The organism is Pseudomonas sp. G2-4, from assembly GCF_030064125.1.
Classification (GTDB): Bacteria; Pseudomonadota; Gammaproteobacteria; order Pseudomonadales; family Pseudomonadaceae; genus Aquipseudomonas.
This window is the reverse complement of record NZ_CP125957.1, coordinates 1,472,598-1,498,524: the sequence shown is the minus strand read 5'-3', so window position 1 is coordinate 1,498,524 and position 25,927 is coordinate 1,472,598. Positions and strand designations below refer to the sequence as shown.

Below are 25,927 nucleotides of genomic sequence, written 5' to 3'. Positions count from 1 at the left end.
AGTGTCAGCCAACATCATTGGTGCTGATCCGGCGCTATCGCGAGCAAGATCGCTCCCACAGGGGGTGGTCGTTTGGAGGGCTAACCCAACGCCTTGGCCAACCGCTTGGCCCGCGCGCCCGCAGCCATTTCCATCACTGCTTTATCCCGCGTCCACATCTCGCGCCACGAGGCAGGCCCGGCGGCCAACGCACTGCTCAGTTCGCCGTCGAGCCCGTCGAACTGCGCGAACAACCCGCCCAGCAGCACATGCCCGGCCGCGCTGGACGGGTTGTGGCGGCTCACCTCCGCGCAACCGGCCAACAACGCCAGCAGGCGCAACTGCAACGCCTGGGGCCAGGTGCACTCCTGCCCTACGCCATATAGCCAGGCGGTCATGGCACTGAGCACATAAAGATCCTCCAGGGTGCGGAACGGTTTGACGTACGCATCCCAACCGTCACCCGCCAGCAACTCGCACAGCGCGTCGTCGAGCAGGACGCGGCCATGGCTGACGTCTGGCATCAAGGCAATTGCCGGGAGTTTTTCCAGGGTCACGCCGGGCTCGCCGGGATAGACCACCGCCAGGTTCAGTCGCGGCGTTTCACCGGGTGCTTCGCTGCGAGCGGCGATCAGCAACCATTCGGCAGCATCGCCCGCGGTAACGAAATCCTTGCGTCCGCTCAGGCGTAAATCGCTGAGGCGGGTTTGCATATCCGCCGGGCGCAGGCTGCGCTGTTCGGTGGCACACAAGGCGCCAAGGCTCTGCGGTGCGCTCGGCCAAAGCACCCGCAACGCCGCCTGATACCCCACCAGGAAAGCCAGCCCCGGCGTGGCCATCAACCGTGCCCCGGCCACCGCCAGTTCGAAGGGTGTGACCGGCCCCAGACGTTGCAGCAAGGTCGCATAACCTTCGGCCATGTCCGGATGGGCAGGCAGGCGCTCGCCACGTTCGATCAGGGTTTGCCAGGGCATAGGAGGCTCCTTGAGGGCTGTCATATAAGCATCACCAAAGCTTCATGGCGATGACACCGGGGCTACATAGCCTGACTTTGCACAACATGGCTGCATAAAGAAAGTCGATTGGCTGCAACTGAACAGCCCGCACGGAGATTCGCTATGACTCAGATCGCCCGCATCAGCGACACCGGCAATGAACGCCGCCTGCAAGCCGAACGCCTGATTGGCGCCGACGCTCTGCAAGAAGCCCAGGCCCTGCGCTTCAACGTCTTCAGCGGCGAGTTCAACGCCAAGCTCAAAGGCGCGGAAGTGGGTCTGGACATGGATGACTATGATGTTCACTGCGCCCACATCGGCGTACGCGACCTGAACACCGGCCGCCTCGTGGCCACCACGCGCCTGCTCGACCATCAGGCCGCCAGCAGCTTGGGCCGGTTCTACAGCGAAGAAGAATTCAGTCTCCATGGCCTGGTCCATCTTAAAGGGCCCATCCTGGAAATCGGCCGCACCTGCGTCGACCCGGCCTACCGCAACGGCGGCACCATCGCGGTGCTCTGGGGCGAACTGGCCGAAGTGCTGAACGAAGGCGGCTACAGCTACCTGATGGGCTGCGCAAGCATTCCAATGCAGGATGGCGGCATCCAGGCCCAGGCGATCATGCAGCGCCTGCGCGAACGCTACCTGTGCACAGAACACCTGCAAGCCGTGCCGAAAAAACCGCTCCCCGCCCTGGACGTGCCGTCCAACGTCATCGCCGAAATGCCGCCGCTGCTCAAGGCCTACATGCGCCTGGGCGCGAAGATTTGCGGCGAACCTTGCTGGGACGAAGATTTCCAGGTGGCCGACGTGTTCATCCTGCTCAAGCGCGACGAACTCTGCCCACGCTACGCTCGTCACTTCAAGGCAGCGGTCTGATGGGCCGGTTGCGGGTGTACGCGCGGATTGCGCGAGTGCTGGTGGTGGTGGCGCTGGGCTTGAGCATGGCTGGCCTGTTCGGTCTGTTCGAACGCCTGGGCGTGGCCAACTCCATGGTCCGCCGCCAGCGTTGGTCACGGTTCTTCATGGCACGCTTGAGCCGCGCCCTGCCCTTTTCTGTGACCGTCCATGGCCAACTGCCGCAACGGCCGATGCTGTGGGTCAGCAACCACGTGTCCTGGACCGACATCCCGCTGCTGGGCATGCTGGCGCCGCTGTCGTTTCTCTCCAAGGCCGAAGTGCGCACCTGGCCGGTAGCCGGATGGTTGGCGGCCAAGGCTGGCAGCCTGTTCATCCGTCGCGGCTCGGGTGACAGCCAGTTGATCCGCAAGCAGATGAGCCGCCACCTGGAACAGGCCCATCCGCTGTTGATGTTCCCCGAAGGAACCACCACCGATGGCCGCTCCTTGCGGACTTTCCATGGTCGCTTGTTATCCGCCGCCATCGATGCCGATGTGGCGTTGCAACCGGTGGCGATTCGTTACCTGCGCGACGGTGAACCTGACTCGCTGGCACCGTTCATTGGCGATGATGACTTGTTATCGCACCTGATGCGCCTGTTTGCCCATGATCGAGGCGACGTGCACATCCACCTGCTGCAACCCATCGCCTGCCACGGCCAGGAGCGCGCGGCGCTGGCGTTCCAGGCACAACAGGCGGTGCACAAGGCATTGTTCGGCGCGATCCCCGAGAAGCAGCAAGCGCCGATGCGGCCCGCGGCGATTGCGGCCTGACCCGGACCTCTGCGGAGCCTCCTGTGGGAGCGAGCTTGCTCGCGATAGCGGCTTAACATTCAGCAGATGAGCTGACTGACACACCGCTATCGCGAGCAAGCTCGCTCCCACAATTAGACCTGCGGCGTGGTTTGATTCAGCGCAAAATCCTGCAACTGCGGATAGAACAGCCTGAAGTCTTCGCTCAATGGCTCATAGAGCCTGACCAGTTCCTGCATCGCCCCCGCCAGTTCCTCCGGTCGGGACAGGCGTCGGGAAATGCCGCGCAGTACCTGCGCCAGCACCTCGAACTCCCGATAAGACCCCAGCCAGTCATCCGCCGCCATATACGGCGCGATCTGTGCCAGGCGCCCCGGCAACTGCTGTTCGGTGGTGAGTACCTGGTACACACGGGACGTGAAATCCACCAGCGGCCCTTCGCCGTACGACGTCCAGTCCCGGGCCAGGCAATGATCGAAGAACACGTCGAGCACGATCCCGGCATAGCGTCTGCGCACTGTGGAAAAACGCGACAGGGCAATGTCCACCAAGGGATGGCGATCGGTGTACATGTCGATGCGCCGATGCAGGGCGATCGCCGCTTCGATCTGCGGATCGTACAGCCCTTGCAGCGGCCCTTTGACGAAGTCGCCGTAGAGGCTGCCGAGCAGTTGTTCCCGGCCAGGGCCGCCGAGGTGCAGGTGCGCGAGATAGTTCATGGCGCGCAGCTTAGCACCATCGCGCCTATATCGTTATAACCCGATATAGCGATTTATTCGGTATTCAGATCAAATTTATATTGGTATATCGCGAAACAACGATTTAAGGTTCGCCTTATCGCGATATAGCGTTCTATCCATTGCAAGCCCATCACGAGCTGCCCCCCATGCCCCTTGACCTCGACGAAATAATAAAAGCGCTGGCACACCCAGTACGGCGAGACATCCTCAACTGGCTCAAAGACCCCAAGGTCCAGTTCCCCGAACAGTTGCACAACCACGAATTCGGCATTTGCGCCGGACAGATCGACCAGCGTTGCGGCCTGTCGCAGTCCACGGTTTCTGCGCACCTGGCGGTGTTGCAACGGGCGGGATTGATCTCGAGCCAGAAGGTCGGTCAATGGCACTTCTTCAAACGCAACGAGGAAGTGATCCAGCAGTTCCTTAAGCAAATGAGCCAAGAGCTCTGATCTGACAAGGACCTATCATGCCCCTCTCACTCCTCATCCTGGCCCTGAGCGCCTTCGCCATCGGCACCACCGAGTTCGTCATCATGGGCCTGTTGCCCGAAGTGGCGGCCGACCTCGGTGTATCGATCCCCGGTGCCGGTTGGCTGGTGACCGGCTACGCCCTGGGCGTGGCCATCGGCGCACCATTCATGGCACTGGCCACCGCACGGCTGCCACGCAAGGCCGCCCTGGTGGCGCTGATGGGGATTTTCATCGTCGGCAACCTGCTCTGTGCCATCGCCAGCGACTACGACGTGCTGATGTTCGCTCGGGTGGTTACTGCCCTGTGCCACGGTGCGTTCTTCGGTATTGGCTCAGTGGTAGCTGCTGGCCTGGTGGCGCCCAACAAGCGTGCTTCGGCCGTGGCCCTGATGTTCACCGGCCTGACCCTGGCCAACGTGCTGGGTGTCCCGCTGGGCACCGCGTTGGGCCAGGAAACCGGCTGGCGCTCGACCTTCTGGGCCGTGACCGTCATCGGCGTGATTGCCCTGATCGGCCTAGTCCGTTTCCTGCCGGCCAAGCGCGATGAAGAAAAACTCGACATGCGCTCGGAACTGGTCGCCCTCAAGGGCGCGGGCTTGTGGTTGTCCCTGAGCATGACCGCGCTGTTTTCCGCCTCGGTGTTCACCCTGTTCACCTACGTCGCCCCGCTGCTGGGCGAAGTCACTGGCGTTTCGCCCCGTGGCGTGACCTGGACCCTGGTCCTGATCGGCCTGGGCCTGACCCTGGGCAACATCATCGGCGGCAAGCTGGCGGACAAGAGCCTGGCGAATACGCTGATGGGCGTCTTCATCACCATGGCCGTGGTGTCCACCGTGTTGAGCTGGACCAGCGTGGCGCTGATCCCTACCGAAATCACCCTGTTCCTCTGGGCCACCGCCTGCTTCGCCGCCGTGCCGGCCCTGCAAGTCAACGTGGTGACCTTCGGCAAAGCCGCGCCAAACCTGGTGTCCACCCTGAACATCGGCGCCTTCAACATCGGCAACGCCTTGGGCGCCTGGGTCGGCGGCAGCGTCATCGACCACGGCCTGGGCCTGACGTCCGTGCCCCTGGCCGCCGGCGCGCTGGCCGTACTGGCGCTGCTGGTCACCCTGATCACTTTCCGCCAGGACGGCAATGCCGAGCTGGCTCCGGCAACTCACTGACGCTTAACCACTCTCTGATTCTGACGAGGCTGTAACGCATGACGACTATTTTCGATCCGATCAAACTTGGCGACATCGAGCTGAAAAACCGCATCATCATGGCTCCGCTCACCCGCTGCCGCGCTGATGCGGGCCGCGTGCCTAACGCGTTGATGGCCGAGTACTACGTACAACGCGCCTCCGCCGGCCTGATCCTCAGCGAAGCGACCTCCGTCACGCCGATGGGCGTCGGCTACCCGGACACCCCGGGCATCTGGTCCAACGACCAAGTGCGCGGCTGGAGCAACGTGACCAAGGCCATCCACGGCGCGGGTGGCAAGATCTTCCTGCAACTGTGGCACGTAGGCCGGATCTCTCACCCGTCGTACCTGAACGGTGAAACTCCGGTGGCGCCGAGCGCCATTCAGCCTAAGGGCCACGTGAGCCTGGTGCGTCCGCTGGCCGACTTCCCGACACCGCGCGCACTGGAAACCGCTGAGATCGCCGACGTCATCGATGCCTACCGCGTAGGGGCCGAGAACGCCAAGGCCGCCGGTTTCGACGGCGTGGAAATCCACGGCGCCAACGGGTATCTGCTCGACCAGTTCCTGCAAAGCAGCACCAACCAGCGTACCGACCAGTACGGCGGTTCCCTGGAAAACCGCGCCCGCCTGCTGCTGGAAGTGACCGACGCGGCCATCGAAGTCTGGGGCGCCGGCCGGGTTGGCGTGCATCTGGCGCCACGCGCCGACTCCCATGACATGGGCGACGAGAACCGTCTGGAAACCTTCAGCTACGTGGCCCGCGAACTGGGCAAGCGCGGCATCGCTTTTATCTGCTCCCGCGAGAAGGAAGGCGACGACAGCATTGGCCCGCAACTCAAGCAAGCCTTTGGCGGCCCGTACATCGCCAACGAGCGTTTCACCAAGGACAGCGCCAATGCCTGGCTGGCCGAAGGCAAGGCGGATGCCGTCGCCTTCGGTGTACCGTTCATTGCCAACCCGGACCTGCCGGCCCGCTTGAAAGCTGATGCACCGCTGAACGAACCGCATCCGGAAACGTTCTACGGTAAAGGCCCCGTGGGTTATATCGACTATCCCGTGATGTAATTCGAAAACCCCATCTTGTAATACAGCCTCGGTTCGAAAGAACCGGGGCTTTTTTATACCTGTAGACTTCCACTTCCGCCACACCCTTCGGAAGTCGACATATTAAATAACAACACGACACCGACTCGCCATGGATTAATAGATTCAACAACGTTAATAATAAGCCCGAACAACAACCCACCCATTTTGAATGGACTCAGTCGACAGCTATTTATTTAAATAATCAACTTCAACTCTTTAAACAAACCCAACCCAGCTACTTCAATCACGCACAATAATCTTGTGCAGGCTTTAGCGAGCCTCGCATTCATGAGAGACGCATGACAATGAACATTATGAAAAACCTGATTCTCGCCCTGCTCCTGGGGCCCATGGCCGTCGCCACCAGCCTGGCCAACACAGCTATCACCGTGGAGATCATCAACAATACTTCCAACGCCTTGGAAATGACCAACGTTCTAAGTGAGTTGCCCACGCCCCCGGACTTTTCCTTAAGCACTCATGACGTCCCCGCCAAAACAGTCGGAGAATTGTATTTAGTCCATAACCGGAGATTCACTTACCCCGCTGCTGGCTGGCAACCGACGCTGAGAAAGATCAAACCTATTGAATTGGTCTTATCCTATCAAATGAGCAACTTCAATTTCGGCTGTCAGATGCAAACCCTGTTTGAAGCCCCCATCGGTTTTGGCGTCTTGGAGTCCAGTTACAGGCCAAACTGGAAAAGTAGGACCGCGTATACCGGCAATGGCGAATACACCTGCCGGTCAGAAGTTTCCCAAAAAATGCTCGAACCACCGTTCAGCTACACCGTGCGCCTCATTGTCGAATAGCACAGGGGCGGTAACAGGCTGACACGACAAGTACAGGTGCCCTGCGTGGCACCTGTGCTTCCTCTATAAAGTACTTCGACGGGATCAAGGCCCGGCAGTATCCTCACCGATCAGCTATTGACACAAACCGACGCAATTAAGCATTTTGTATCATTTGCGCAGGCTTGGGCTCAGGCGCAGCATATCCAGTCCGATATCCACCCAGCGCTCAGCCTCACCGGCCAGTGCGAAACTGTCGGGAGCCAGCAGCCATTGGTAGAGAATGCCGTCGATGTAGGCGTGGATGGCGACCGCCGCCCTTTCGGGATCCAGGTCATCCGGCAACTGACCGCGCTTCATCGCATTGCTCAACGACAGCGCGATACGCACATTGCAGTCGAGGCTGACCTCGCGCCGCTGCTGGCGCAAATCGCACATTTCATCGGTGAATTCGCACTTATGAAACAGAATCTCATTAATGCGTCGGGTTTTCGGGTCCAGGGCCACCTGTTGAAACAACCGGACCAGCAGCGCACGCACACAACCCAGCGGATCAAGCTCATCTTCACGCTCACTGGCCCGGGCCAATTCGTCGAGCGGCTCGTGCAAGGTATCGAGCATGGCCTGGAGCAGGTCCGCCTTGTTGCTGAAGTGCCAATAGATGGCCCCGCGCGTCACGCCGGCCAGTGCCGCGATATCGGCCAGGGTCGTGCGCGCCACGCCTCGCTCGAAAAAGGCTTTTTCGGCCGCTTCGAGTATCTGGCTACGCGTCTCCTGGGCTTCCTCTTTGGTACGACGGACCATGGCAGTAAACACCTCAATCAGGATGCATCAGCAATGCGTAAGGATCAGCTGAACAAATATGAGGCGGCGTTTCTCGCAACGCGCCCCCGACCTACGAATGCCTTTGTCAGGCTTTTGTAAATACGGATGTTACGCAATTTGGCTGTTTACAAACAACCATGTACGTAAGTATATTTCTTAGCATCCTACTAATTGCTTATCTCGCTCTTTTTTTACCTTTCACTTTTCGAGTGCGCCTGTTGCGCGCCTGGACCCGAGGATTTCCATGCAATTCAAGCCAGCTGTTACCGCTCTGGTTACCGCCATCGCCCTGGCATCGCTGCTCAGCGGATGTAAAAAGGAAGAGGCGGCACCTGCGCCCCCCACCCCTCAGGTCGGCGTCGTAACCCTCAAGGCCCAGCCTTTCACCCTGACGTCAGAGCTTCCGGGGCGCACCAGTGCGTTCCGCGTTGCGGAAGTTCGTCCACAGGTCAACGGCATTATCCTCAAGCGCCTGTTCAAGGAAGGTGCTGACGTCAAGGCCGGCCAGCAGCTGTATCAGATCGATCCGGCGGTGTACGAAGCGACCCTGAAAAGCGCCGAGGCCAACCTGCGGTCCACCAAGTCGATTGCCGATCGCTACAAGCAATTGGTCGACGAACAGGCCGTCAGCCGCCAGGAGTACGACACCGCCGTGGCCAACCGCCTGGAGTCGGAAGCCAACCTGCAGACCGCCCAGATCAACGTGCGCTACACCAAGGTCTACGCACCGATTTCCGGCCGCATCGGTCGTTCCTCGGTCACCGAAGGTGCGTTGGTGAGCAACGGTCAGGCCGATGCCCTGGCGACCATCCAGCAACTGGACCCGATCTACGTCGACGTGACGCAAAGCTCGGTGGAGCTGCTGCAACTGCGTCGCGAGCTGGAAAGTGGCCGCCTGCAGAAGGCCGGCGACAATGCCGCCATGGTCAAGCTGACCCTGGAAGACGGCAGCCAGTACCCACATGAAGGCAAGCTGGAATTCTCGGAAGTGTCGGTCGACCAGACCACCGGTTCCGTGACCTTGCGCGCCGTGTTCCCCAACCCGGACCACACCCTGCTGCCGGGCATGTTCGTCCACGCACAATTGCAGGCCGGTGTGAACAGCGCGGCCATCCTGGCACCGCAACAAGGCGTGACCCGCGACCTCAAAGGCTCGCCGACCGCCCTGGTGGTAGGCCCGGACAACAAGGTCGAACTGCGTCAGCTCAAGGCCAGCCGTACCGTCGGCAGCCAGTGGCTGATCGAAGACGGGCTCAAGGCCGGCGACCGCCTGATCACCGAAGGGTTGCAGTACGTACGGCCAGGGGTGGAAGTCAAAGCCACCGAAGCCACCAATGTCGATGCCAAGAACCCGGCCCCCGCTCAGGCAGCTGATAAAGCAGCCGGCGGCAAAGGGGAGTAAACCATGTCGAAATTTTTTATCGACCGTCCGATTTTTGCCTGGGTGATCGCCCTGGTGATCATGCTGGTCGGGGCTTTATCGATCCTCAAATTGCCAATCAACCAGTACCCGAGCATCGCGCCGCCGGCCATCGCGATCCAAGTGACCTACCCGGGTGCGTCCGCGCAAACCGTGCAGGACACTGTGGTGCAGGTCATCGAGCAGCAGCTCAACGGTATCGACAACCTGCGTTATGTGTCCTCGGAAAGTAACTCCGACGGCAGCATGACCATCACCGCGACCTTCGAGCAGGGCACCAGTTCCGATACCGCCCAGGTCCAGGTCCAGAACAAGCTGAACCTGGCCACCCCGCTGCTGCCGCAAGAAGTGCAGCAACAGGGCATCCGCGTGACCAAGTCAGTGAAGAACTTCCTGATGGTGATCGGCGTGGTGTCGCGCGACGGCAGCATGACCAAGGACGACCTGTCCAACTACATCGTGTCCAACATGCAGGACCCGATCTCGCGCACCGCTGGTGTCGGTGACTTCCAGGTCTTCGGTGCCCAGTATGCGATGCGGATCTGGCTCGACCCGGCCAAGTTGAACAACTTCAACCTGACCCCGGTGGACGTAAAAAATGCCATCGCCGCGCAGAACGTCCAGGTCTCGTCCGGCCAGCTCGGCGGATTGCCGGCCCTGCCCGGCCAGCAACTGAACGCCACCATCATCGGCAAGACCCGTTTGCAGACCGCCGAGCAGTTCAAGGCGATTTTGCTCAAGGTCAATCCGGACGGCTCGCAAGTGCGCGTCGGCGATGTCGCCGATGTTGGCCTGGGCGGTGAGAACTACAGCGTCAGCGCCCAGTTCAACGGTGCGCCAGCCTCGGGCCTGGCAGTAAAACTGGCCAACGGCGCCAACGCCCTCGACACGGCCAAGGCTCTGCGCAAGACCATCGAAGACCTCAAGCCGTTCTTCCCGCAAGGCATGGAAGTGGTGTTCCCGTACGACACCACGCCGGTGGTGAGTGAGTCGATCAAGGGTGTGGTTGAAACCCTGGTCGAAGCGGTCGTGCTGGTGTTCCTGGTGATGTTCCTGTTCCTGCAGAATTTCCGCGCCACCATCATCACCACGATGACCGTGCCGGTGGTATTGCTGGGTACCTTCGGGATCCTCGCCGCGTTCGGTTTCAGCATCAACACCCTGACCATGTTCGGCATGGTGCTGGCCATCGGTTTGCTGGTGGACGACGCCATCGTCGTGGTGGAAAACGTCGAACGGGTGATGAGCGAAGAAGGCCTGTCACCCAAGGAAGCCACCAAGAAATCCATGGGGCAGATCCAGGGGGCCCTGGTGGGTATCGCCCTGGTGCTGTCGGCGGTACTGCTGCCGATGGCGTTCTTCAGCGGCTCCACCGGTGTGATCTACAAGCAGTTCTCCATCACCATCGTCTCGGCCATGGCCTTGTCGGTACTGGTGGCCCTGATCTTCACCCCGGCCCTGTGCGCCACCATGCTCAAACCCATCCCCAAGGGTGAGCACGGCACGCCGAAACGCGGCTTCTTCGGCTGGTTCAACCGCACGTTCGACCGTGGCGTCAGAAGCTACGAGCGCGGCGTGGGCAACATGCTCAAGCACAAGGCTCCATACCTGCTGGCCTACATCATCATCGTGGTCGGCATGATCTGGCTGTTCACCCGCATTCCGACGGCGTTCCTGCCGGAAGAAGACCAGGGCGTGCTGTTTGCCCAGGTGCAGACACCGGCCGGCTCCAGCGCCGAGCGCACCCAGGTAGTCGTGGACAAGATGCGTGAGTTCCTGCTGCGTCCGAGCAAGGACGGCGGTGAAGGCGATGCCGTGGCCTCGGTGTTCACCGTGACCGGCTTCAACTTCGCCGGTCGTGGCCAAAGCTCCGGCATGGCGTTCATCATGCTCAGGCCGTGGGACGAACGTAACGCCGACAACAGCGTGTTCAAGCTCGCGGCTCGCGCCCAGCAGCACTTCTTCACCTTCCGTGACGCGATGGTGTTCGCCTTCGCTCCGCCCGCGGTTCTGGAACTGGGTAACGCTACCGGTTTCGACGTGTTCCTGCAGGACCGCGCCGGCATTGGTCACGAGAAGTTGATGGAGGCCCGCAATCAGTTCCTCGGCATGGCCGCGCAGAGCAAGATCCTCTCCCAGGTGCGTCCAAATGGTCTGAATGACGAGCCGCAGTATCAGCTGGAAATCGATGACGAGAAGGCCAGCGCCCTGGGCATCACCCTCTCGGACATCAACAACACCCTGTCGATTGCCCTGGGCAGTAGCTACGTGAACGACTTCATCGACCGCGGTCGGGTGAAGAAGGTCTACGTGCAAGGCCAGCCGGGCGCTCGCATGAGCCCTGAAGACCTGAAGAAGTGGTACGTACGCAACAGCGCCGGGACCATGGTGCCCTTCACCGCGTTCGCCAAGGGCGAGTGGATCTACGGCTCGCCGAAACTGGCCCGTTATAACGGCGTGGAAGCGATGGAAATCCTCGGAGCACCAGCGCCGGGTTATTCCACCGGTGAAGCCATGGCCGAAGTCGAAGCCATCGCCAAGAAGCTGCCGGCCGGCGTGGGGATTTCCTGGACAGGCCTGTCCTATGAGGAACGCCTGTCGGGCTCCCAGGCACCCGCGTTGTACGCCTTGTCGCTGCTGATGGTATTCCTGTGCCTGGCGGCGCTGTATGAAAGCTGGTCGATTCCGATCGCAGTCATGCTCGTGGTGCCACTGGGGATCATCGGTGCCTTGATGGCCACCAGCCTGCGGGGTCTGTCCAACGACGTGTACTTCCAGGTGGGGCTGTTGACGACCATCGGCCTGGCGGCGAAAAACGCCATTCTGATCGTGGAATTCGCCAAGGAACTCCACGAACAGGGCCGAACGTTGGTGGAAGCCGCCATCGAAGCCTGTAGGATGCGTCTGCGGCCAATTATCATGACCTCCCTGGCGTTCGTGCTCGGCGTAGTTCCACTGGCGATCTCTACCGGTGCCGGCTCAGGCAGCCAGCATGCCATCGGTACCGGTGTGATCGGCGGTATGATCACCGCCACCATCCTGGCAATCTTCTGGGTGCCATTGTTCTTTGTGACTGTGTCGTCGATAGGTCGCCGTAAAAATATCGACCAGGACGACGCTCCTGAAACTTCTAAAGAGGCTGGCCAATGAGCAAGTCGCTCCTCTCCCTGACCATCGCCGCCGTCGTGCTCAGCGGTTGCTCGCTGATCCCCGACTATCAGCGGCCCGAAGCACCGGTCGCGGCGCAATACCCGCAAGGCCCGGCCTACGAGTCGGCCAACGCGCCTGGCCAGGCCGCCGCCGAGCAGGGCTGGAAACAGTTTTTCCATGACCCGGCGCTGCAACAGTTGATCCAGGTGGCCCTGGAAAACAACCGCGACCTGCGCGTCGCGGCGCTGAACATCGACGCCTATGCCGCGCAATACCGCATCCAGCGGGCGGACCTGTTCCCGGCGGTCTCGGCCACCGGTTCCGGCAGCCGTCAGCGGGTGCCGGCCCGGGCTTCGCAGACCGGTGAAGCGGCCATCAGCAGCTCCTACTCGGCTACCCTGGGCATCAGCGCCTATGAACTGGACCTGTTTGGTCGGGTCCGCAGCCTGAGCGAGCAAGCACTGCAAAGCTACTTCGCCACCGAAGAAGCCCGCCGCAGCACCCAGATCAGCCTGGTGGCCAGCGTTGCCAACGCCTACCTGACCTGGCAGGCCGACAAGGAACTGCTCAAGCTGACCCAGGAAACCCTGGGGGCTTACGATCAAAGCCTCAAGCTGACCTCCCGCAGCGCCGAAGTTGGCGTGGCCTCGGCCCTGGACTTGAGCCAAGCGCGCACGGCAGTAGAAAACGCCCGCGTGCAACTGGCTCGCTACACCCGCCAGGTCGCCCAGGACGAGAACAACCTGACGCTGCTGCTGGGTACCGGCCTGCCGGGCAACCTGAACACCAAACCGCTGAGCGATGACCTGCTGAGCGAAATGCCGGCTGGCTTGCCATCGGACCTGCTGCAACGCCGTCCGGACATTCTCCAGGCCGAACGCAACCTGCAGGCCGCCAACGCCAACATCGGCGCCGCGCGGGCTGCGTTCTTCCCAAGCATCAGCCTGACGGCCAACGCCGGCACCCTGAGCCCGGACCTGTCCGGTCTGTTCAAGGGCGGCTCGGGCACCTGGAGCTTCGCCCCGCAAATCAACCTGCCGATCTTCAACGCCGGCAGCCTGCGGGCGAGCCTGGATTACGCCAAAATCCAGAAAGACATCAACGTCGCCAATTACGAGAAGTCGATTCAGACCGCGTTCCAGGAAGTCTCCGACGGCCTGGCCGCACGCCGGACCTACAACGAACAGTTGCAGGCCCAGACCGCCTTCGTCGCCGCCAACCAGGACTACTACCGCCTGGCCGAGCGTCGCTACCGCATCGGCGTCGACAGCAACCTGACCTTCCTCGACGCCCAACGCCAGCTGTTCAGCGCCCAACAATCGCTGATCACCGACCGCCTCTCGCAGCTGACCAGTGAGGTCAACCTGTACAAGGCACTGGGTGGCGGCTGGAATGCCGAGACTGGCAAGAACGAGCCGGTGAAAGAAGAAGCGCCAGAGACGAAACTGTTCTGATTGACGCTTTGAATGCTGAAACACGAAGCCCACCGAAAGGTGGGCTTTTTGTTTTTAATCGCTTCCGAGCTCAACACATAAACCTGTGGCGAGGGAGCTTGCTCCCGCTGGGCCGCGAAGCGGCCCCAAAACCTGCCAAATGCGGAGCATCAGACACACCACACCCGTCGGTTTACGACTGCTTCGCAGCCGAGCGGGAGCAAGCTCCCTCGCCACAGGTCCATCTTTTTTCTTAAATGCACCGCATTGCACCGAAAGGTGGGCTTTTTGTTTGTGCCTGCTTCAACACCGACTTGGCTAACGTGGATCGACGATATCCAGCGCACGATTAGCCAACAATTCACTCAGCTCGATCATCTGCGCCACGCCGAGCGCGACATGCCGCCGCGAGCCCTCCAACTCGAACGCCAGGTCACTGACCATGGCATTGGCCGAGGCCAGGGTTTCGCTGAGATTGGCCAGGAGACACTCCGTGTCGATGGTATCGATGACGGTGAAGACTTGTGTTGAGGTTTTGGGTTTGGGATCAGGGTGGGTGCCCAGATGGTAATCGAGTGCTCGGTCTGCGGCCTCTTGGAGCTTTTCTGGATCGGGGTCGTTGTAGGGGAAGGTGCTCTCTGATGGCGAAGAAGGATGATGTTTTTTCATAACGGCGCTCCTGTATCAATTGGAGCCCGAGACGTGGGCCCGGGCGCTGGCGCCTAACGAATTCGACGGGCTTGCAGTCCCGGTCGCTGGATTGGCTGCGACCCAAACAAGCTAGAGATCCCGCTTCCGAGCAGCAACCTTAAAACCTCGTCGGAAAAATCGCCGCGTCTGTCAGACCGGCCACAAATCTTGTGGGAGCGAGCTTGCTCGCGATGGCGGCCTGTCAGCTGGCTTTGCTCTTGTTGACTGGGTACATATCCGTTTTCGTGGTAACGGCTACTTATGGTTTCGCCCTTACGGCGAGTCACTTTCGAAAATCCGGAAGCCGGCCCAGGCGAAAGTAACCAAAGCGCTCCTGCCCCACCACTCGGTGCCTCGCCTAGGCTCGGCATGCCCGCACTCCGGCATTGCTCCGTGGGCCGCCGCGAAGGGCCATCCATGGCCCAGCGCGGCTACCTCGGCATCCATGCCGAGGTGCCCACTGCGTAATGCCTGCGTGCGGCCATCGTGGTTAATGGGGCGCCGAGATCAACGTCCGGCGCGAGGCGGCCTAGTAGCCGACCTGGTTCTTGGTGGGACCGCGTTTTCCCTGTGGGAGCGGGCTTGCTCGCGAAGAGGCCGGAGCATTCAACATCCCCAACGACTGTGCCATCGTCTTCTCGAGCAAGCTCCCACATTGGCTCAGTGACGACCTATGGATTTGCGGGCACCGCAAATTCCTGTGGGAGCGAGCTTGCTCGCGATGGAGGTGGATCAGCCTGCATCAGCGTTGGATGTGCCGCCGTCTTCGCGAGCAAGCTCGCTCCCACATTGGATCGTAGTCCAGATGCCAGAATCAGGTCGGCTGTAAGGCCGCCTTCGCGAACAAGCTTTTGCTCCCACAGGTCTGATGGGTGTACGACCGGAAGAGTCAGGCCGGCTCTAAGGCCGCCTCGCGTCGGACGTTGATCTCGGCGCCCCGTTAACCACGATGGCCGAACGCAGGCATTGTGGAGTGGGCATCCCGGCATGGATGCCGGGATAGCCGCGCTGGGCCATGGATGGCCCTTCGCGGCGGCCCACGGAGCAATGCCGGAGAGAGGGCACACCGAGCCTAGGCGAGGTGCCGAGTGGTGGGGCATAAAGCGCTTTGGTTACTTTCGCCTGGGCCGGCTTCCGGATTTTCGAAAGTGACCCGCCGTAAGGGCGGAACCATAAGCCGCCGTTACCGCAGCAATGGATATGTACACGGTCAAAAAAACCTTGATCAACCGTAAGGCCGCCATCGCGAGCAAGCTCGCTCCCACAGGAGATTGTGTCCATCCAATAGGTTGTTTTGCCGTTCGATAATCGCCCAAAACCCGCAAACGCCAATTGAACCGATCCCGGACGGCCCTTCACCATCGCTGGCACAAAACCAATAACAACAGGTTCGACACCATGCCCATACGCCCCGCCGCACCCGGCTGATCCTCGACAGCCTTCACGCCGCTGGTTCCACCGTACCGTCTGCAACCCAAGGTTGCGGCAACGACCCGCTTCGTCCACAAAAAACTAGAGACACGCCCATGAAACCGACACAGCACTTTTTCCCCAGCCTCATTGCCGTCGCCCTGACCAGCACCGCCCTGCCCGTCCTGCCCGTCCTGGCCGCGGAATCGGGGTTTGTCGAGGATGCCAAGGTCAACCTCAACCTGCGCAATTTCTACATCAACCGCAACTTCACCAACCCAAACAATGCCCAAGGCAAAGCCGAGGAATGGACCCAGAGTTTCATCCTCGACGCCAAGTCCGGCTTCACCCAGGGCACGGTCGGTTTCGGTGTGGACGTGCTAGGCCTGTACTCGGTCAAGCTCGATGGCGGTCGTGGCACAGCGGGTACACACCTGCTGCCAGTGCATGATGACGGCCGTCCGGCCGATGACTTCGGGCGCCTGGGCGTGGCCCTCAAGGCCAAAGTATCGAAGACCGAGCTGAAGGTCGGCGAGTGGATGCCGGTGCTGCCGATCCTGCGCTCCGATGACGGTCGTTCCCTGCCACAAACGTTCCGTGGCGGCCAGGTGACCTCCACCGAAATCAGCGGCCTGACCCTGTACGGCGGCCAATTCCGCGCCAACAGCCCGCGCAACGATGCGAGCATGGAAGACATGTCGATGAACGGCCGCGGCGCGTTCACCTCCGACCGCTTCAACTTCGGCGGCGGCGAATATGCCTTCAACGAAAAACGCACCCAAGTCGGCGTCTGGTACTCGGAACTGTCCGACATCTACCAGCAAAAGTATTTCAACCTGACCCACAGCCAGCCCATCGGCGACTGGACCCTGGGCGCCAACCTCGGCTACTTCATCGGCAAGGAAGACGGCAACGCCCTGGCCGGCGATCTGGACAACAAAACCGCCTTCGCCATGCTCTCGGCCAAATACGGCGGCAACACCTTCTACGTCGGCCTGCAAAAACTCAGCGGCGATGACGCCTGGATGCGCGTCAACGGCACCAGCGGCGGCACCCTGGCCAACGACAGCTACAACTCCAGCTACGACAACGCCCAGGAAAAATCCTGGCAAGTGCGCCACGACTTCAACTTCGCCGCCGTCGGCGTACCGGGCCTGACCCTGATGAACCGCTACATCAGCGGCGACAACGTGCACACCGCCACCGTCGACGACGGCAAGGAATGGGGTCGGGAAAGTGAGCTGGCCTACACCGTGCAAAGCGGCGCACTGAAGAGCCTGAATGTGAAGTGGCGTAACTCGACAATGCGCCGGGACTACAGCACCAATGAGTTCGATGAGAATCGGTTGATCGTCAGCTATCCGATCAGCTTGCTGTAAAAACCAACATGGATGGAGGCCGTACCACCGTCATCGCGAGCAAGCTCGCTCCCACAGGGGATCTGTGTCGAACACAAAATTTTGTACTCACTGAAGATCCAGTGTGGGAGCGAGCCTGCTCGCGAAGGCGTCATCATATTCAACGTCGAAACAAACTGACACACCGCTTTCGCAAGCAAGCCTGTGGCTCTTAAGCCCGCGACTCGACACCCAGCTCATCCCACACCGACTCGGCCAGGTGGAAGGTAGCATTGGCCGCCGGAATGCCACAGTAGATCGCGCTCTGCATAATCACTTCCTTGATCTCGCCACGGCTCACCCCATTATTGGCCGCGGCGCGCAGGTGTAACTTGAGCTCTTCGTTGCGGTTCATGCCGATCAGCATGGCAATGGTAATCAGGCTGCGAGTGTGGCGCGGCAGGCCCGGGCGGGTCCAAATGTCACCCCAGGCGTGACGGGTGATCATCTCCTGGAATTCGCTGTTGAACTCGGTCAAGGCATTGAGGCTGCGATCGACATGGGCATCGCCCAGTACCGCGCGACGTACTTGCATGCCTTCGTCGTAACGTTGTTTCTCGTCCACAAAAAAATCCTCAGGCACAGCCAGAATCAAGCAGGAAATCCAGCACCCGCGCGCTGAACGCGGCGCCGGCCTGGACGTTGGACAGATGCGCGGCATAGAACTCGGCGTACTCGGCCCCGCTGACCCGCTGCTGGATAAAGTGCCCACCCGAAGGCGGCGTCACGGCATCTTCAGTGCCAGCGATCACCAACAGCGGCACGCGGATCGTCGACAATTGCTCACGAAAATCGGCATCACGCACGACCGCACAGTTGGCCGCGTAGCCCTGGGGCGAGGTGGCAGCGAGCATGTCGGTGATCTTCTTCACCTTCGCCGGTTGGGCCTCGGCAAAATCCGCGGTAAACCAGCGGGCAATCGAAGCATCCCGCAGCGCGACCATGGCCGCCTTGCCATCCCGCAGCACGGTTTCAATGCGCGGGTTCCACACCGAAGGGTCGCCGATCTTCGCGGCGGTGTTGCACACCACCAGTTTGTGCAAACGCTCGCCGGCATGAATTCCCAGCCACTGGCCGATCAGCCCGCCCATGGACAACCCACAGAAATGCACCTTGTCGATGTCCAACTGATCGAGCATCGCCAGCACGTCATGGCCCAGTTGTTCGATGCTGTACGGACCTTCAGTGACCAGCGACTGGCCATGCCCGCGGGTGTCGAAACGCAGCACACGAAAGTGTTCGCTGAACGCCGCGACCTGCTCGTCCCACATGTGCAGATCGGTGCCCAGGGAGTTGGAGAGCACCAACACCGGGGCATCTTGCGGCCCGTCGAAACAATAATTCAGATCGCCCTCGGCGAGTTTGACGAATCCCACAGCAATCTCCTTTCAGGCAGTGAAGGCCAGGTGTTCAGCCACCGCTCGGGCCACCCAGGTCTGGGCCTGGCCGAGGTAGTGGGCGGGGTTGAGCAAGTGATCGAGCTCGGCGGCGGACAATTGCGCGGTGACCTGGGGTTCGTCCCCCAGCACCTGCCGCAAATGGCGTTGTTCGGCCACGGCGCGTTTGCAACATTGCTCCAGCAGATGGTGCGCGGTGTCGCGTCCCACGCGCTGGGCCAGAACGATGCTCACCGCTTCGGCCAGCACCAGTCCTTGTGTCAGTTCCAGGTTACGGGCCATGCGCGCCGCGTCGACTTCCAGCCCATCGGCCAGCAGCCGCGCCTGTTGCAGGGCACCGGACACCAGGCAGCAGATTTCCGGCAGGGTTTCCCATTCGGCGTGCCAAAGGCCCAGGCTGCGCTCATGCTCCTGGGGCATGGCGCTGAACAGCGTCGACAACAAACCAGGCACCCGCGTCGCCGCGCCGATCAGCACTGCCGCACCTACCGGATTACGCTTGTGCGGCATGGTGGACGAACCACCCTTGCCTGGCGCCGAAGGCTCGAACGCTTCGCCGGCCTCGGTCTGCATCAACAGGCTGATGTCGCGGCCCAGTTTGCCCAGGCTACCGGCGATCAAGCCCAGCACCGCGCCGAACTCCACCAGGCGATCGCGCTGGGTGTGCCACGGCTGTTCCGGCAGGTCCAGTTGCAGCTCGGCGGCCAGGGCTTCGGCGATGGGCAAGGCGTGCTCACCCAATGCGGCGAGGGTTCCAGAGGCGCCACCGAATTGCAGCACCAGCAAGCGCGGCTTGAGTTCTTTCAAACGTTGACGACTGCGGGTGATTGCTCCCAGCCAACCGGCGATTTTCATGCCCAAGGTCACCGGCGTTGCATGCTGCAGCCAAGTGCGCCCGGCCAGCGGCGTGGCGGCGTAGTGTTCAGCTTGTCGGGCCAGGGTGACGGCCAGCTGCGCCAGCTCGCCTTCGATCAGCCCCAGTGCCTGGCGCAGTTGCAGCACCAGCCCACTGTCCATGACGTCCTGGCTGGTCGCGCCCAGGTGCACGTAGCGCTCGGCTTCGGCGTTCTCGGCAGCGATGCGCTTGCCCAGCGCCTTGACCAGCGGGATCGCCGAATTGCCGGCGCTGGCAATCGCTTCGCTCAAGGCCGAAAAATCATAAAGCTCGGCGCGACAGGCCTTCTCGATCGACGCCACGGCACTTTGGGGAATCAACCCGACCCGCGCCTCGGCCCGGGCCAATGCCGCTTCGACGTCGAGCATGGCCTGGACCCGGCCCCCGTCGCAGAACACCTCGCGCATGTCGCGGGCGGTGAAGTAGGCATCGAACAATTGATTGCCCGGTCGTTCGCTCATAAACAGTCCTTGGGGAAGTGGATGTCTCTGTGGCCAGAGAAATTGCTGTGGCCACACTGACTCAAACAAGCCTTAAATGATTCGGTGGTTCAAAGGTCATGATGCAAATACGCCGGTTGCTTGGGCAGGCGCAGGCTGAACAGGAACGCCACCACCATCATGACCGTGACATACCAATAAAAAACGTTTTCCATGCCCTGGGCTTTCAGGCTCAAGGCAACGTACTCGGCCGAACCGCCAAAAATCGCATTCGCCACTGCGTACGCCAACCCTACCCCCAGTGCCCGCACTTCGGGTGGAAACATTTCCGCTTTCACCAGGCCGCTGATGGAGGTGTAGAAACTGACGATCGCCAGCGCCAGCGTAATCAGCACAAACGCCAGGAACGGGCTGCTGGTACTTTTTAGGGTCAGCAGGATCGGCACGGTGCACAACGCCCCTAGGCCGCCGAACCAGAGCATGGAGTTTCGTCGGCCAATCTTGTCCGCCAGCATGCCGAACAACGGCTGCATGCACATGTACAGGAACAGCGCGCCGGTCATGATATAGCTGGCGGTCTTGGCGTGCAGGCCAGCGGTGTTCACCAGGTATTTCTGCATGTAGGTGGTGAAAGTGTAGAAAATCAACGAACCGCCGGCGGTGTAGCCCAGCACGGTGATGAACGCCGCCTTGTGATCGCGGAACAGCGCCGCGATGCTGCCGGCGTCTTTGTTTTCGCGCATTTCCTTGCTGCTGGTTTCCTTGAGGGAGCGACGCAGCAACAGTGAAATCAGCGCCGCCGCCGCGCCCACCACGAACGGGATCCGCCAGCCGTAGGCGCGCAGTTCGTCTTCGTTGAGAAACTGTTGCAGGACGACCACCAGCGACACCGCCAGCAGTTGCCCGCCGATCAGCGTCACGTACTGGAACGAGGCAAAGAAACCGCGCTGGCCCTTGAGGGCGACTTCGCTCATATAGGTGGCAGTGGTGCCGTATTCGCCGCCGACCGACAGGCCTTGCAGCAAGCGGGCAAGCAACAGCAGCACCGGCGCCCAGACGCCGATGTCCTTGTAAGTGGGCAGGCAGGCGATGAGCAACGAGCCGAAGCACATCATCAGCACCGAAATCATCATCGAATTCTTGCGCCCGTGACGGTCCGCCACCCGGCCAAAAATCCAGCCGCCGATGGGCCGCATCAGGAACCCGGCAGCAAACACACCCGCCGTATTGACCAGTTGTACGGTGGGGTTGTCGGACGGAAAGAACGCCGGCGCGAAATAGATCGCGCAGAACGCATAGACGTAGAAATCGAACCATTCGACCAGGTTGCCGGATGAGGCGCCGACGATGGCGAAGATGCGCTTGCTGCGCTCTTCGCCGGTGTAGTGGCTGGTGATTGGGGTGGCCATGGATTATTCACTCGTTGGGGAATGGACAACGTCTAGACACACTTCGTAACAAACCCGTTCCGTAAACAGACGTTGAAGCGATAGCGCCTGTGTGGACGCTATCGCGAGCAAGCTCGCTCCCACGGGGACTCATACATTATTGGGCCCTGTGGCCCATACACTTCTGGGCTGGGTTCATATTCCCCTGTGCCGAGAGAGCTTGCTCCCGCTCGGCTACGAAGCAGTCGCAAACCGGCTACGAGGTCATCCTGAGACACCCGGTCGCCGGCTTTGGGCTTGCTGCACAAGCCAGCGGGAGCAAGCTCCCTCGCCACGGGGCAATCATGACTCAGTAATCGAAGAACACCGTCTCGGCATCCGTCCCCTGCAGGATCACGTTCCACTGGTACACACCCGAAGCATCGGGTTTGGTCACCAGGGTGGCGCGTCGCTCCTCGGGCACGCAGGCCAGCAACGGGTCGGTTTCGTTGGCCTGTTCGCCCTCGAAGTAGATCCGCGTCAGCAAATGCTTGACCAGCCCGCGAGCGAACACCAGCACCACCAGGTGCGGCGCCTGGGTCGTACCGCCCAGCCCTGGCACGCTGCCCGGCTTGATGGTGGTGAAGCGGAAGCGCCCTTCGGCGTCCACCGGTACCCGGCCGAAACCCTCGAAGTGCGGGTCCAGGGGTTTGTCCTGGTCGTCTTCAGGATGGGCATATTTACCGGCGGCGTTGGCCTGCCAGACTTCCAGCATCGCATCGTTGACGAACTGGCCGTTGCCATCGATCACCTGTCCGGTGATCGCCACGCGCTGGCCGAGGGTTTGGGCGACGGTCAGGTCTTCGCGGTTCAGCCAGGTCAGGCCGATGTGGTAGTACGGGCCAACGGTGTGGGACGTGGTGGCGGTGAGCGTCATCTTATTTCTCCATCGGCGTGGCATCGCGGCCCCGCAATACGATGTCCCAGCGATAACCGAGGGCGTAGTCAGGGAGGGTCTTTTCCAGGTCGAAACTGGCAATCAGGCGTTCCTTGGCACTCGTGTCCGGTACGCAGTTGTAGATCGGATCGTAGGCCAGCAGCGGATCGCCAGGGAAATACATCTGCGTCACCAGGCGCGTCAGAATGCTCGGCCCGAACAGTGAAAAATGGATATGCGCCGGGCGCCAGGCATTGGGATGGTTGCCCCAAGGGTAGGCGCCGGGCTTGATGGTCTGGAACTGATACCAGCCGTCAGCGTCGGTGACGGTGCGACCGGTGCCCGTGAAGTTTGGGTCCAGCGGCGCGTCATGGTGATCGCGATCATGGTTGTAGCGACCGGCAGAGTTGGCCTGCCAGATTTCCACGAGGATGCCTGGCACAGGCTGGCCATGTTCATCCAGCACGCGCCCGTGAATGATGATTCGCTCCCCCAGCGGCTCACCGGCATGCTGGGCGGTCAAGTCGTTGTCCTTCTCCTGCACACGGTCGGCTCCGACGGTCGGGCCGGTGATTTCCGACAGCGAATGCGGCAGGAACACCAACGGCTTGGACGGCGAGCGCAGATTGGTGGACTGATACGGTGGGTGCAAATACTCCGGCTGGGTGCCCGCTTGGGGGCGACGATAACCAGGCTTGTCAGTCATGAAGCATTCCTCGGTTTCTTATTAGTTGAACGACGCGTCAGACGCGTTCGATTGCCAGCGCCAGGCCCTGGCCGACGCCAACACACATGGTCGCCAGGCCTTTCTTGCCGCCGGTCTTTTCCAAATGATGCAGCGCCGTCAGCACCAACCGTGCGCCGCTCATGCCCAGGGGATGGCCGAGGGCGATGGCGCCGCCGTTCGGGTTGACCTGCGGCGCATCGTCCGCCAGCCCCAGCTCGCGCAGCACCGCCAAGCCCTGGCTGGCAAAGGCTTCATTGAGTTCGATCACGTCGAAATCGGCGACCGCCAGGCCCAGCCGTTCAGTGAGCTTACGCACCGCCGGCACCGGGCCGATGCCCATCACCCGCGGCGCCACGCCGGCACTGGCCATGCCCAGCACTCTGCCACGAGGTGTCAGCCCGTGTTTTTTCACCGCTTCGGCCGAGGCCAGAATCAGCGCCGCCGCACCGTCATTGACACCCGAGGCGTTACCCGCGGTGACGGTCTTGTCCGGGCCGTTGACCGGCTTGAGTTTGCCCAGGGTTTCCAAGGTGGTGTCGGCGCGAGGATGCTCATCCTGCTCGACCACGGTTTCACCTTTCTTGTGGACAATGCGCACTGCAACGATTTCTTCGGCGAAATAACCTGCCGCCTGGGCCGCCGCCGTACGCTGTTGACTGCGCAAGGCGAAAGCATCTTGATCGGCACGAGACACGGCGTAATCGTCGGCCACGTTGTCCGCCGTCTGCGGCATCGCATCCACACCGTACTGGGCTTTCATCAATGGGTTGATGAAGCGCCAGCCAATGGTGGTGTCTTCCAGTTTCATGTTGCGCGAGAACGCCGCGTCGGCCTTGCCCATCACAAATGGTGCGCGAGACATCGACTCCACGCCGCCAGCGATAGCCAGTTCCATTTCGCCGCTGGCGATGGCACGGAACGCGGTGCCGATGGCGTCCATGCCCGAGGCGCAAAGACGGTTGAGAGTCACGCCGGGAATGCTCTCTGGCAGGCCCGCCAACAGCAGCGCCATGCGCGCCACGTTGCGGTTGTCTTCGCCGGCCTGGTTGGCGCAGCCGAGGAACACCTCGTCCACTGCATTCCAGTCCACCGACGGGTTGCGCTCCATCAGCGCCTTGATCGGTACGGCCGCCAGGTCATCGGCGCGTACCGCGGACAAACCGCCGCCGAACCGGCCGATGGGGGTTCGAATCGCATCACAGATATACACGTCGCGCATCAGGCTTCTCCCGGGGCCTGGCCGTGGGCCGCCGCGGTGCGAGCTTCAAGATCACGCAGTGCGCGCAGCTCCACTTCGGTCGGCTCGGCGGTGGTCTGCACCTGATCGGCGAAACGGATCGCCCATCCGGTGGCAGCAATGACTTGCTCACGGGTCACGCCGGAGTGCAACGCGGTGACCACGAATTCATGGGTGTCGGCTTCCGGCTCCATGATGCACAGGTCGGTGATGATGCCCACAGGGCCGGCGCCCGGTAGCCCAAGGCGCTTGCGCGAATCGCCGCCCTCGCCATGGCCAACCGAGGTGATGAAATCCAGCTTGTCGACGAATGAACGCGCCGACTGCTTGAGAATGATCAACACGCTCTTGGCCGAACCGGCGATCTCCGGTGCGCCACCGGCGCCCGGCAAGCGGACTTTCGGCTGATGGTAGTCGCCCACCACCGTTGTGTTGATGTTGCCGAACCGGTCGACCTGGGCCGCGCCAAGGAAACCGACGTCGATACGCCCGCCCTGCAACCAGTAGCGAAAAATTTCACCGGTCGGCACGACGGTATCCGCGGTTTCCGCCAGTTCACCGTCGCCGATGGACAGCGGCAGTACGCTGGGCTTGGCACCAATCGGGCCGGACTCGTAGATCAGCACGACATCCGGCGAGGACGTCAGCCGCGCCAGGTTGGCGGCTTTCGACGGCAGGCCGATGCCCACGAAGCACACGGCATTGTTCTTCAACCGGCGGGCCGCGGCGACGGTCATCATTTCATTGGTGGAGTACGTCATTATTTCGCCTCCGAAGCGGCTGCCAGTCGGGCCCGGAACTCACTGAAGTCCCGGGTGCCGTGGATGTATTCGTTGATCCAGGCGGTAAAGGTCTCACGGTCCCGGGCGATGGGGTCCCACGCCTGGTAGAAACGGTTGTCACGCTCGGTGTAGCCGTGAGCGTAGGACGGATGGGCACCGCCCGGTACGTGGCACACCGCGCTCAGTGCCCAGGTCGGCAGGACGCAGGCGTTCATCGGCGCGTTCAGGTCGTCGACGATTTCTTCCACGGTAACGATGCAGCGCTTGGCGGCCAGGGCAGCCTCTTTCTGCACTCCGAGAATGCCCCACAGCAGCACGTTGCCCTTGCGGTCGGCTTTCTGGGCATGGATCACCGTGATATCCGGACGCACCGAGGGCACTGCGGCGAGGACTTCGCCGGTGAAGGGACAGGTCACGCTTTTGATCAGTGGGTTGACCTTGGGCAGATCAGAACCGGCGTAAGCCCGCAGCACCGCGAACGGCAGGCCGGAGGCCCCGGCGACGTAGGCGTTGGCCAGGTCGGCGTGGCTGTGTTCTTCGATCTCCAGCGGGTGTGGCCACTGCTTCTCCACCGCATCACGCAGGCGGTGCAGGGAACCCACACCTGGGTTGCCGCCCCAGGAGAAAATCAACTTGCGAGCACAGCCGGCGCCGATCAACTGGTCGTAGATCAAGTCAGGCGTCATTCGCACCAAAGTCAGATCTTTCTTGCCCTGGCGAATGATTTCATGACCCGCCGCCGTCGGAATCAGGTGAGTGAAGCCCTCGAGCGCGACGGTGTCGCCGTCGTTGACGAACTGCTTCACCGCGTCGTGCAGCGAAAGGATTTCAGCCATGGGGCAGGCTCCCGTTTTCCAGTAGACCGACATGAAGAAAAAGGCGCGAGGTTAAGCGCCGGAGTGACTGAAGATTAAGCTGAGG

Annotated in this window: 23 protein-coding genes; 10 read left to right on the top strand and 13 right to left on the bottom strand. The window is 61.5% G+C overall.

Annotated elements, in window-relative coordinates; all coding sequences use genetic code 11:
• Positions 1 to 80: 80 nt before the first annotated feature.
• Positions 81 to 953, bottom strand: a complete 873-nt coding sequence (locus tag QNH97_RS06680) for an acyl-CoA dehydrogenase middle domain-containing protein (protein ID WP_283556138.1) — start codon at positions 951 to 953, stop codon at positions 81 to 83.
• 144 nt (positions 954 to 1,097) lie between these two features.
• Between QNH97_RS06680 and olsB the strand changes: the two genes are divergently transcribed.
• Both olsB and QNH97_RS06670 read left to right on the top strand, forming a co-directional pair.
• Complete coding sequence (olsB, locus tag QNH97_RS06675; protein WP_283556137.1) at positions 1,098 to 1,853, top strand: L-ornithine N(alpha)-acyltransferase; 756 nt, start codon at positions 1,098 to 1,100, stop codon at positions 1,851 to 1,853.
• Positions 1,853 to 2,647, top strand: coding sequence for a lysophospholipid acyltransferase family protein (locus tag QNH97_RS06670; protein WP_283556136.1), 795 nt, complete (start codon positions 1,853 to 1,855; stop codon positions 2,645 to 2,647). The genes olsB and QNH97_RS06670 overlap by 1 nt, the downstream gene beginning before the upstream one ends.
• A 113-nt stretch (positions 2,648 to 2,760) precedes the next feature.
• Here the strand turns inward: QNH97_RS06670 and QNH97_RS06665 are convergent, their stop codons facing one another.
• Complete coding sequence (locus QNH97_RS06665; RefSeq protein ID WP_283556135.1) at positions 2,761 to 3,345, bottom strand: acyl carrier protein phosphodiesterase; 585 nt, start codon at positions 3,343 to 3,345, stop codon at positions 2,761 to 2,763.
• A gap of 167 nt (positions 3,346 to 3,512) precedes the next feature.
• On the opposite strand from QNH97_RS06665, the gene QNH97_RS06660 reads away from it, so the two are divergent.
• The 4 genes from QNH97_RS06660 (at position 3,513) to QNH97_RS06645 (ending at position 6,920) form a co-directional block, all read left to right on the top strand.
• The gene (locus tag QNH97_RS06660) at positions 3,513 to 3,815 is read left to right on the top strand and encodes an ArsR/SmtB family transcription factor (protein WP_283556134.1); all 303 of its coding nucleotides are present in this window, start codon (positions 3,513 to 3,515) and stop codon (positions 3,813 to 3,815) included.
• 17 nt (positions 3,816 to 3,832) lie between these two features.
• Positions 3,833 to 4,999 carry an MFS transporter gene (locus tag QNH97_RS06655; RefSeq protein ID WP_283556133.1) on the top strand — a complete coding sequence of 389 codons (1,167 nt, stop codon included), beginning with the start codon at positions 3,833 to 3,835 and terminating at the stop codon, positions 4,997 to 4,999.
• A 38-nt stretch (positions 5,000 to 5,037) separates the two neighbouring features.
• Positions 5,038 to 6,087, top strand: a complete 1,050-nt coding sequence (locus QNH97_RS06650) for an alkene reductase (protein ID WP_283556132.1) — start codon at positions 5,038 to 5,040, stop codon at positions 6,085 to 6,087.
• A gap of 320 nt (positions 6,088 to 6,407) precedes the next feature.
• Positions 6,408 to 6,920, top strand: coding sequence for a hypothetical protein (locus QNH97_RS06645; protein ID WP_283556131.1), 513 nt, complete (start codon positions 6,408 to 6,410; stop codon positions 6,918 to 6,920).
• 150 nt (positions 6,921 to 7,070) lie between these two features.
• On the opposite strand, the gene QNH97_RS06640 is transcribed toward QNH97_RS06645, so the two are convergent.
• Positions 7,071 to 7,703, bottom strand: coding sequence for a TetR family transcriptional regulator (locus QNH97_RS06640; RefSeq protein ID WP_283556130.1), 633 nt, complete (start codon positions 7,701 to 7,703; stop codon positions 7,071 to 7,073).
• Positions 7,704 to 7,968: 265 nt separating this feature from the next.
• Here QNH97_RS06640 and QNH97_RS06635 point away from each other — a divergent pair, with 265 nt between their 5' ends.
• Genes QNH97_RS06635 through adeC form a run of 3 tightly spaced genes read left to right on the top strand, consistent with a single transcriptional unit; the run spans position 7,969 to position 13,748 of the window.
• Positions 7,969 to 9,126: an efflux RND transporter periplasmic adaptor subunit gene (locus QNH97_RS06635; protein WP_283556129.1), complete on the top strand. Its 1,158-nt coding sequence runs from the start codon at positions 7,969 to 7,971 to the stop codon at positions 9,124 to 9,126.
• A gap of 3 nt (positions 9,127 to 9,129) precedes the next feature.
• Positions 9,130 to 12,294: an efflux RND transporter permease subunit EmhB gene (gene emhB / locus QNH97_RS06630; protein ID WP_283556128.1), complete on the top strand. Its 3,165-nt coding sequence runs from the start codon at positions 9,130 to 9,132 to the stop codon at positions 12,292 to 12,294.
• Positions 12,291 to 13,748: an AdeC/AdeK/OprM family multidrug efflux complex outer membrane factor gene (adeC, locus tag QNH97_RS06625; protein WP_283556127.1), complete on the top strand. Its 1,458-nt coding sequence runs from the start codon at positions 12,291 to 12,293 to the stop codon at positions 13,746 to 13,748. The genes emhB and adeC overlap by 4 nt, the downstream gene beginning before the upstream one ends.
• Before the next feature lie 297 nt (positions 13,749 to 14,045).
• Here adeC and QNH97_RS06620 read toward each other — a convergent pair whose 3' ends face one another.
• The gene (locus QNH97_RS06620) at positions 14,046 to 14,396 is read right to left on the bottom strand and encodes a DUF6124 family protein (RefSeq protein ID WP_025212302.1); all 351 of its coding nucleotides are present in this window, start codon (positions 14,394 to 14,396) and stop codon (positions 14,046 to 14,048) included.
• A 1,547-nt stretch (positions 14,397 to 15,943) separates the two neighbouring features.
• Between QNH97_RS06620 and QNH97_RS06615 the strand changes: the two genes are divergently transcribed.
• Positions 15,944 to 17,206: an OprD family porin gene (locus QNH97_RS06615; RefSeq protein WP_283556126.1), complete on the top strand. Its 1,263-nt coding sequence runs from the start codon at positions 15,944 to 15,946 to the stop codon at positions 17,204 to 17,206.
• Between the two features lie 190 nt (positions 17,207 to 17,396).
• On the opposite strand, the gene pcaC is transcribed toward QNH97_RS06615, so the two are convergent.
• The 9 genes from pcaC to QNH97_RS06570 form a co-directional block, all read right to left on the bottom strand.
• Positions 17,397 to 17,789: a 4-carboxymuconolactone decarboxylase gene (pcaC, locus tag QNH97_RS06610; protein WP_053178395.1), complete on the bottom strand. Its 393-nt coding sequence runs from the start codon at positions 17,787 to 17,789 to the stop codon at positions 17,397 to 17,399.
• A 10-nt stretch (positions 17,790 to 17,799) separates the two neighbouring features.
• Positions 17,800 to 18,600 (bottom strand): 3-oxoadipate enol-lactonase, encoded by an 801-nt coding sequence (pcaD, locus tag QNH97_RS06605; protein WP_283556125.1) that lies wholly within the window; start codon positions 18,598 to 18,600, stop codon positions 17,800 to 17,802.
• 12 nt (positions 18,601 to 18,612) lie between these two features.
• A complete protein-coding gene (locus QNH97_RS06600; RefSeq protein ID WP_283556124.1) occupies positions 18,613 to 19,977 on the bottom strand; it encodes a 3-carboxy-cis,cis-muconate cycloisomerase in 1,365 nt (454 codons plus the stop codon).
• Positions 19,978 to 20,066: 89 nt separating this feature from the next.
• Positions 20,067 to 21,365, bottom strand: a complete 1,299-nt coding sequence (locus QNH97_RS06595) for an MFS family transporter (protein ID WP_283556123.1) — start codon at positions 21,363 to 21,365, stop codon at positions 20,067 to 20,069.
• Between the two features lie 328 nt (positions 21,366 to 21,693).
• Positions 21,694 to 22,260: a protocatechuate 3,4-dioxygenase subunit alpha gene (gene pcaG / locus QNH97_RS06590; protein WP_283556122.1), complete on the bottom strand. Its 567-nt coding sequence runs from the start codon at positions 22,258 to 22,260 to the stop codon at positions 21,694 to 21,696.
• A gap of 1 nt (position 22,261) precedes the next feature.
• The gene (pcaH, locus tag QNH97_RS06585; RefSeq protein ID WP_283556121.1) at positions 22,262 to 22,966 is read right to left on the bottom strand and encodes a protocatechuate 3,4-dioxygenase subunit beta; all 705 of its coding nucleotides are present in this window, start codon (positions 22,964 to 22,966) and stop codon (positions 22,262 to 22,264) included.
• Positions 22,967 to 23,003: 37 nt separating this feature from the next.
• Positions 23,004 to 24,209 carry a 3-oxoadipyl-CoA thiolase gene (pcaF, locus tag QNH97_RS06580; RefSeq protein ID WP_283557435.1) on the bottom strand — a complete coding sequence of 402 codons (1,206 nt, stop codon included), beginning with the start codon at positions 24,207 to 24,209 and terminating at the stop codon, positions 23,004 to 23,006.
• On the bottom strand, positions 24,206 to 24,988 hold the full coding sequence (locus tag QNH97_RS06575) for a CoA-transferase subunit beta (RefSeq protein ID WP_283557434.1): 783 nt from the start codon (positions 24,986 to 24,988) through the stop codon (positions 24,206 to 24,208). The genes pcaF and QNH97_RS06575 overlap by 4 nt, the downstream gene beginning before the upstream one ends.
• Positions 24,985 to 25,842, bottom strand: a complete 858-nt coding sequence (locus QNH97_RS06570) for a CoA transferase subunit A (protein WP_283556120.1) — start codon at positions 25,840 to 25,842, stop codon at positions 24,985 to 24,987. The genes QNH97_RS06575 and QNH97_RS06570 overlap by 4 nt, the downstream gene beginning before the upstream one ends.
• Positions 25,843 to 25,927 lie beyond the last annotated feature (85 nt).

Bases quoted from the DNA above. Each gene is read 5' to 3' on its own strand.
- QNH97_RS06680 (WP_283556138.1), bottom strand. From the start codon at position 953: ATGCCCTGGCAAACCCTGATCGAACGTGGCGAGCGCCTGCCTGCCCAT.
- olsB (WP_283556137.1), top strand. From the start codon at position 1,098: ATGACTCAGATCGCCCGCATCAGCGACACCGGCAATGAACGCCGCCTG.
- QNH97_RS06670 (WP_283556136.1), top strand. From the start codon at position 1,853: ATGGGCCGGTTGCGGGTGTACGCGCGGATTGCGCGAGTGCTGGTGGTG.
- QNH97_RS06665 (WP_283556135.1), bottom strand. From the start codon at position 3,345: ATGAACTATCTCGCGCACCTGCACCTCGGCGGCCCTGGCCGGGAACAA.
- QNH97_RS06660 (WP_283556134.1), top strand. From the start codon at position 3,513: ATGCCCCTTGACCTCGACGAAATAATAAAAGCGCTGGCACACCCAGTA.
- QNH97_RS06655 (WP_283556133.1), top strand. From the start codon at position 3,833: ATGCCCCTCTCACTCCTCATCCTGGCCCTGAGCGCCTTCGCCATCGGC.
- QNH97_RS06650 (WP_283556132.1), top strand. From the start codon at position 5,038: ATGACGACTATTTTCGATCCGATCAAACTTGGCGACATCGAGCTGAAA.
- QNH97_RS06645 (WP_283556131.1), top strand. From the start codon at position 6,408: ATGACAATGAACATTATGAAAAACCTGATTCTCGCCCTGCTCCTGGGG.
- QNH97_RS06640 (WP_283556130.1), bottom strand. From the start codon at position 7,703: ATGGTCCGTCGTACCAAAGAGGAAGCCCAGGAGACGCGTAGCCAGATA.
- QNH97_RS06635 (WP_283556129.1), top strand. From the start codon at position 7,969: ATGCAATTCAAGCCAGCTGTTACCGCTCTGGTTACCGCCATCGCCCTG.
- emhB (WP_283556128.1), top strand. From the start codon at position 9,130: ATGTCGAAATTTTTTATCGACCGTCCGATTTTTGCCTGGGTGATCGCC.
- adeC (WP_283556127.1), top strand. From the start codon at position 12,291: ATGAGCAAGTCGCTCCTCTCCCTGACCATCGCCGCCGTCGTGCTCAGC.
- QNH97_RS06620 (WP_025212302.1), bottom strand. From the start codon at position 14,396: ATGAAAAAACATCATCCTTCTTCGCCATCAGAGAGCACCTTCCCCTAC.
- QNH97_RS06615 (WP_283556126.1), top strand. From the start codon at position 15,944: ATGAAACCGACACAGCACTTTTTCCCCAGCCTCATTGCCGTCGCCCTG.
- QNH97_RS06600 (WP_283556124.1), bottom strand. From the start codon at position 19,977: ATGAGCGAACGACCGGGCAATCAATTGTTCGATGCCTACTTCACCGCC.
- QNH97_RS06595 (WP_283556123.1), bottom strand. From the start codon at position 21,365: ATGGCCACCCCAATCACCAGCCACTACACCGGCGAAGAGCGCAGCAAG.
- pcaG (WP_283556122.1), bottom strand. From the start codon at position 22,260: ATGACGCTCACCGCCACCACGTCCCACACCGTTGGCCCGTACTACCAC.
- pcaH (WP_283556121.1), bottom strand. From the start codon at position 22,966: ATGACTGACAAGCCTGGTTATCGTCGCCCCCAAGCGGGCACCCAGCCG.
- QNH97_RS06570 (WP_283556120.1), bottom strand. From the start codon at position 25,842: ATGGCTGAAATCCTTTCGCTGCACGACGCGGTGAAGCAGTTCGTCAAC.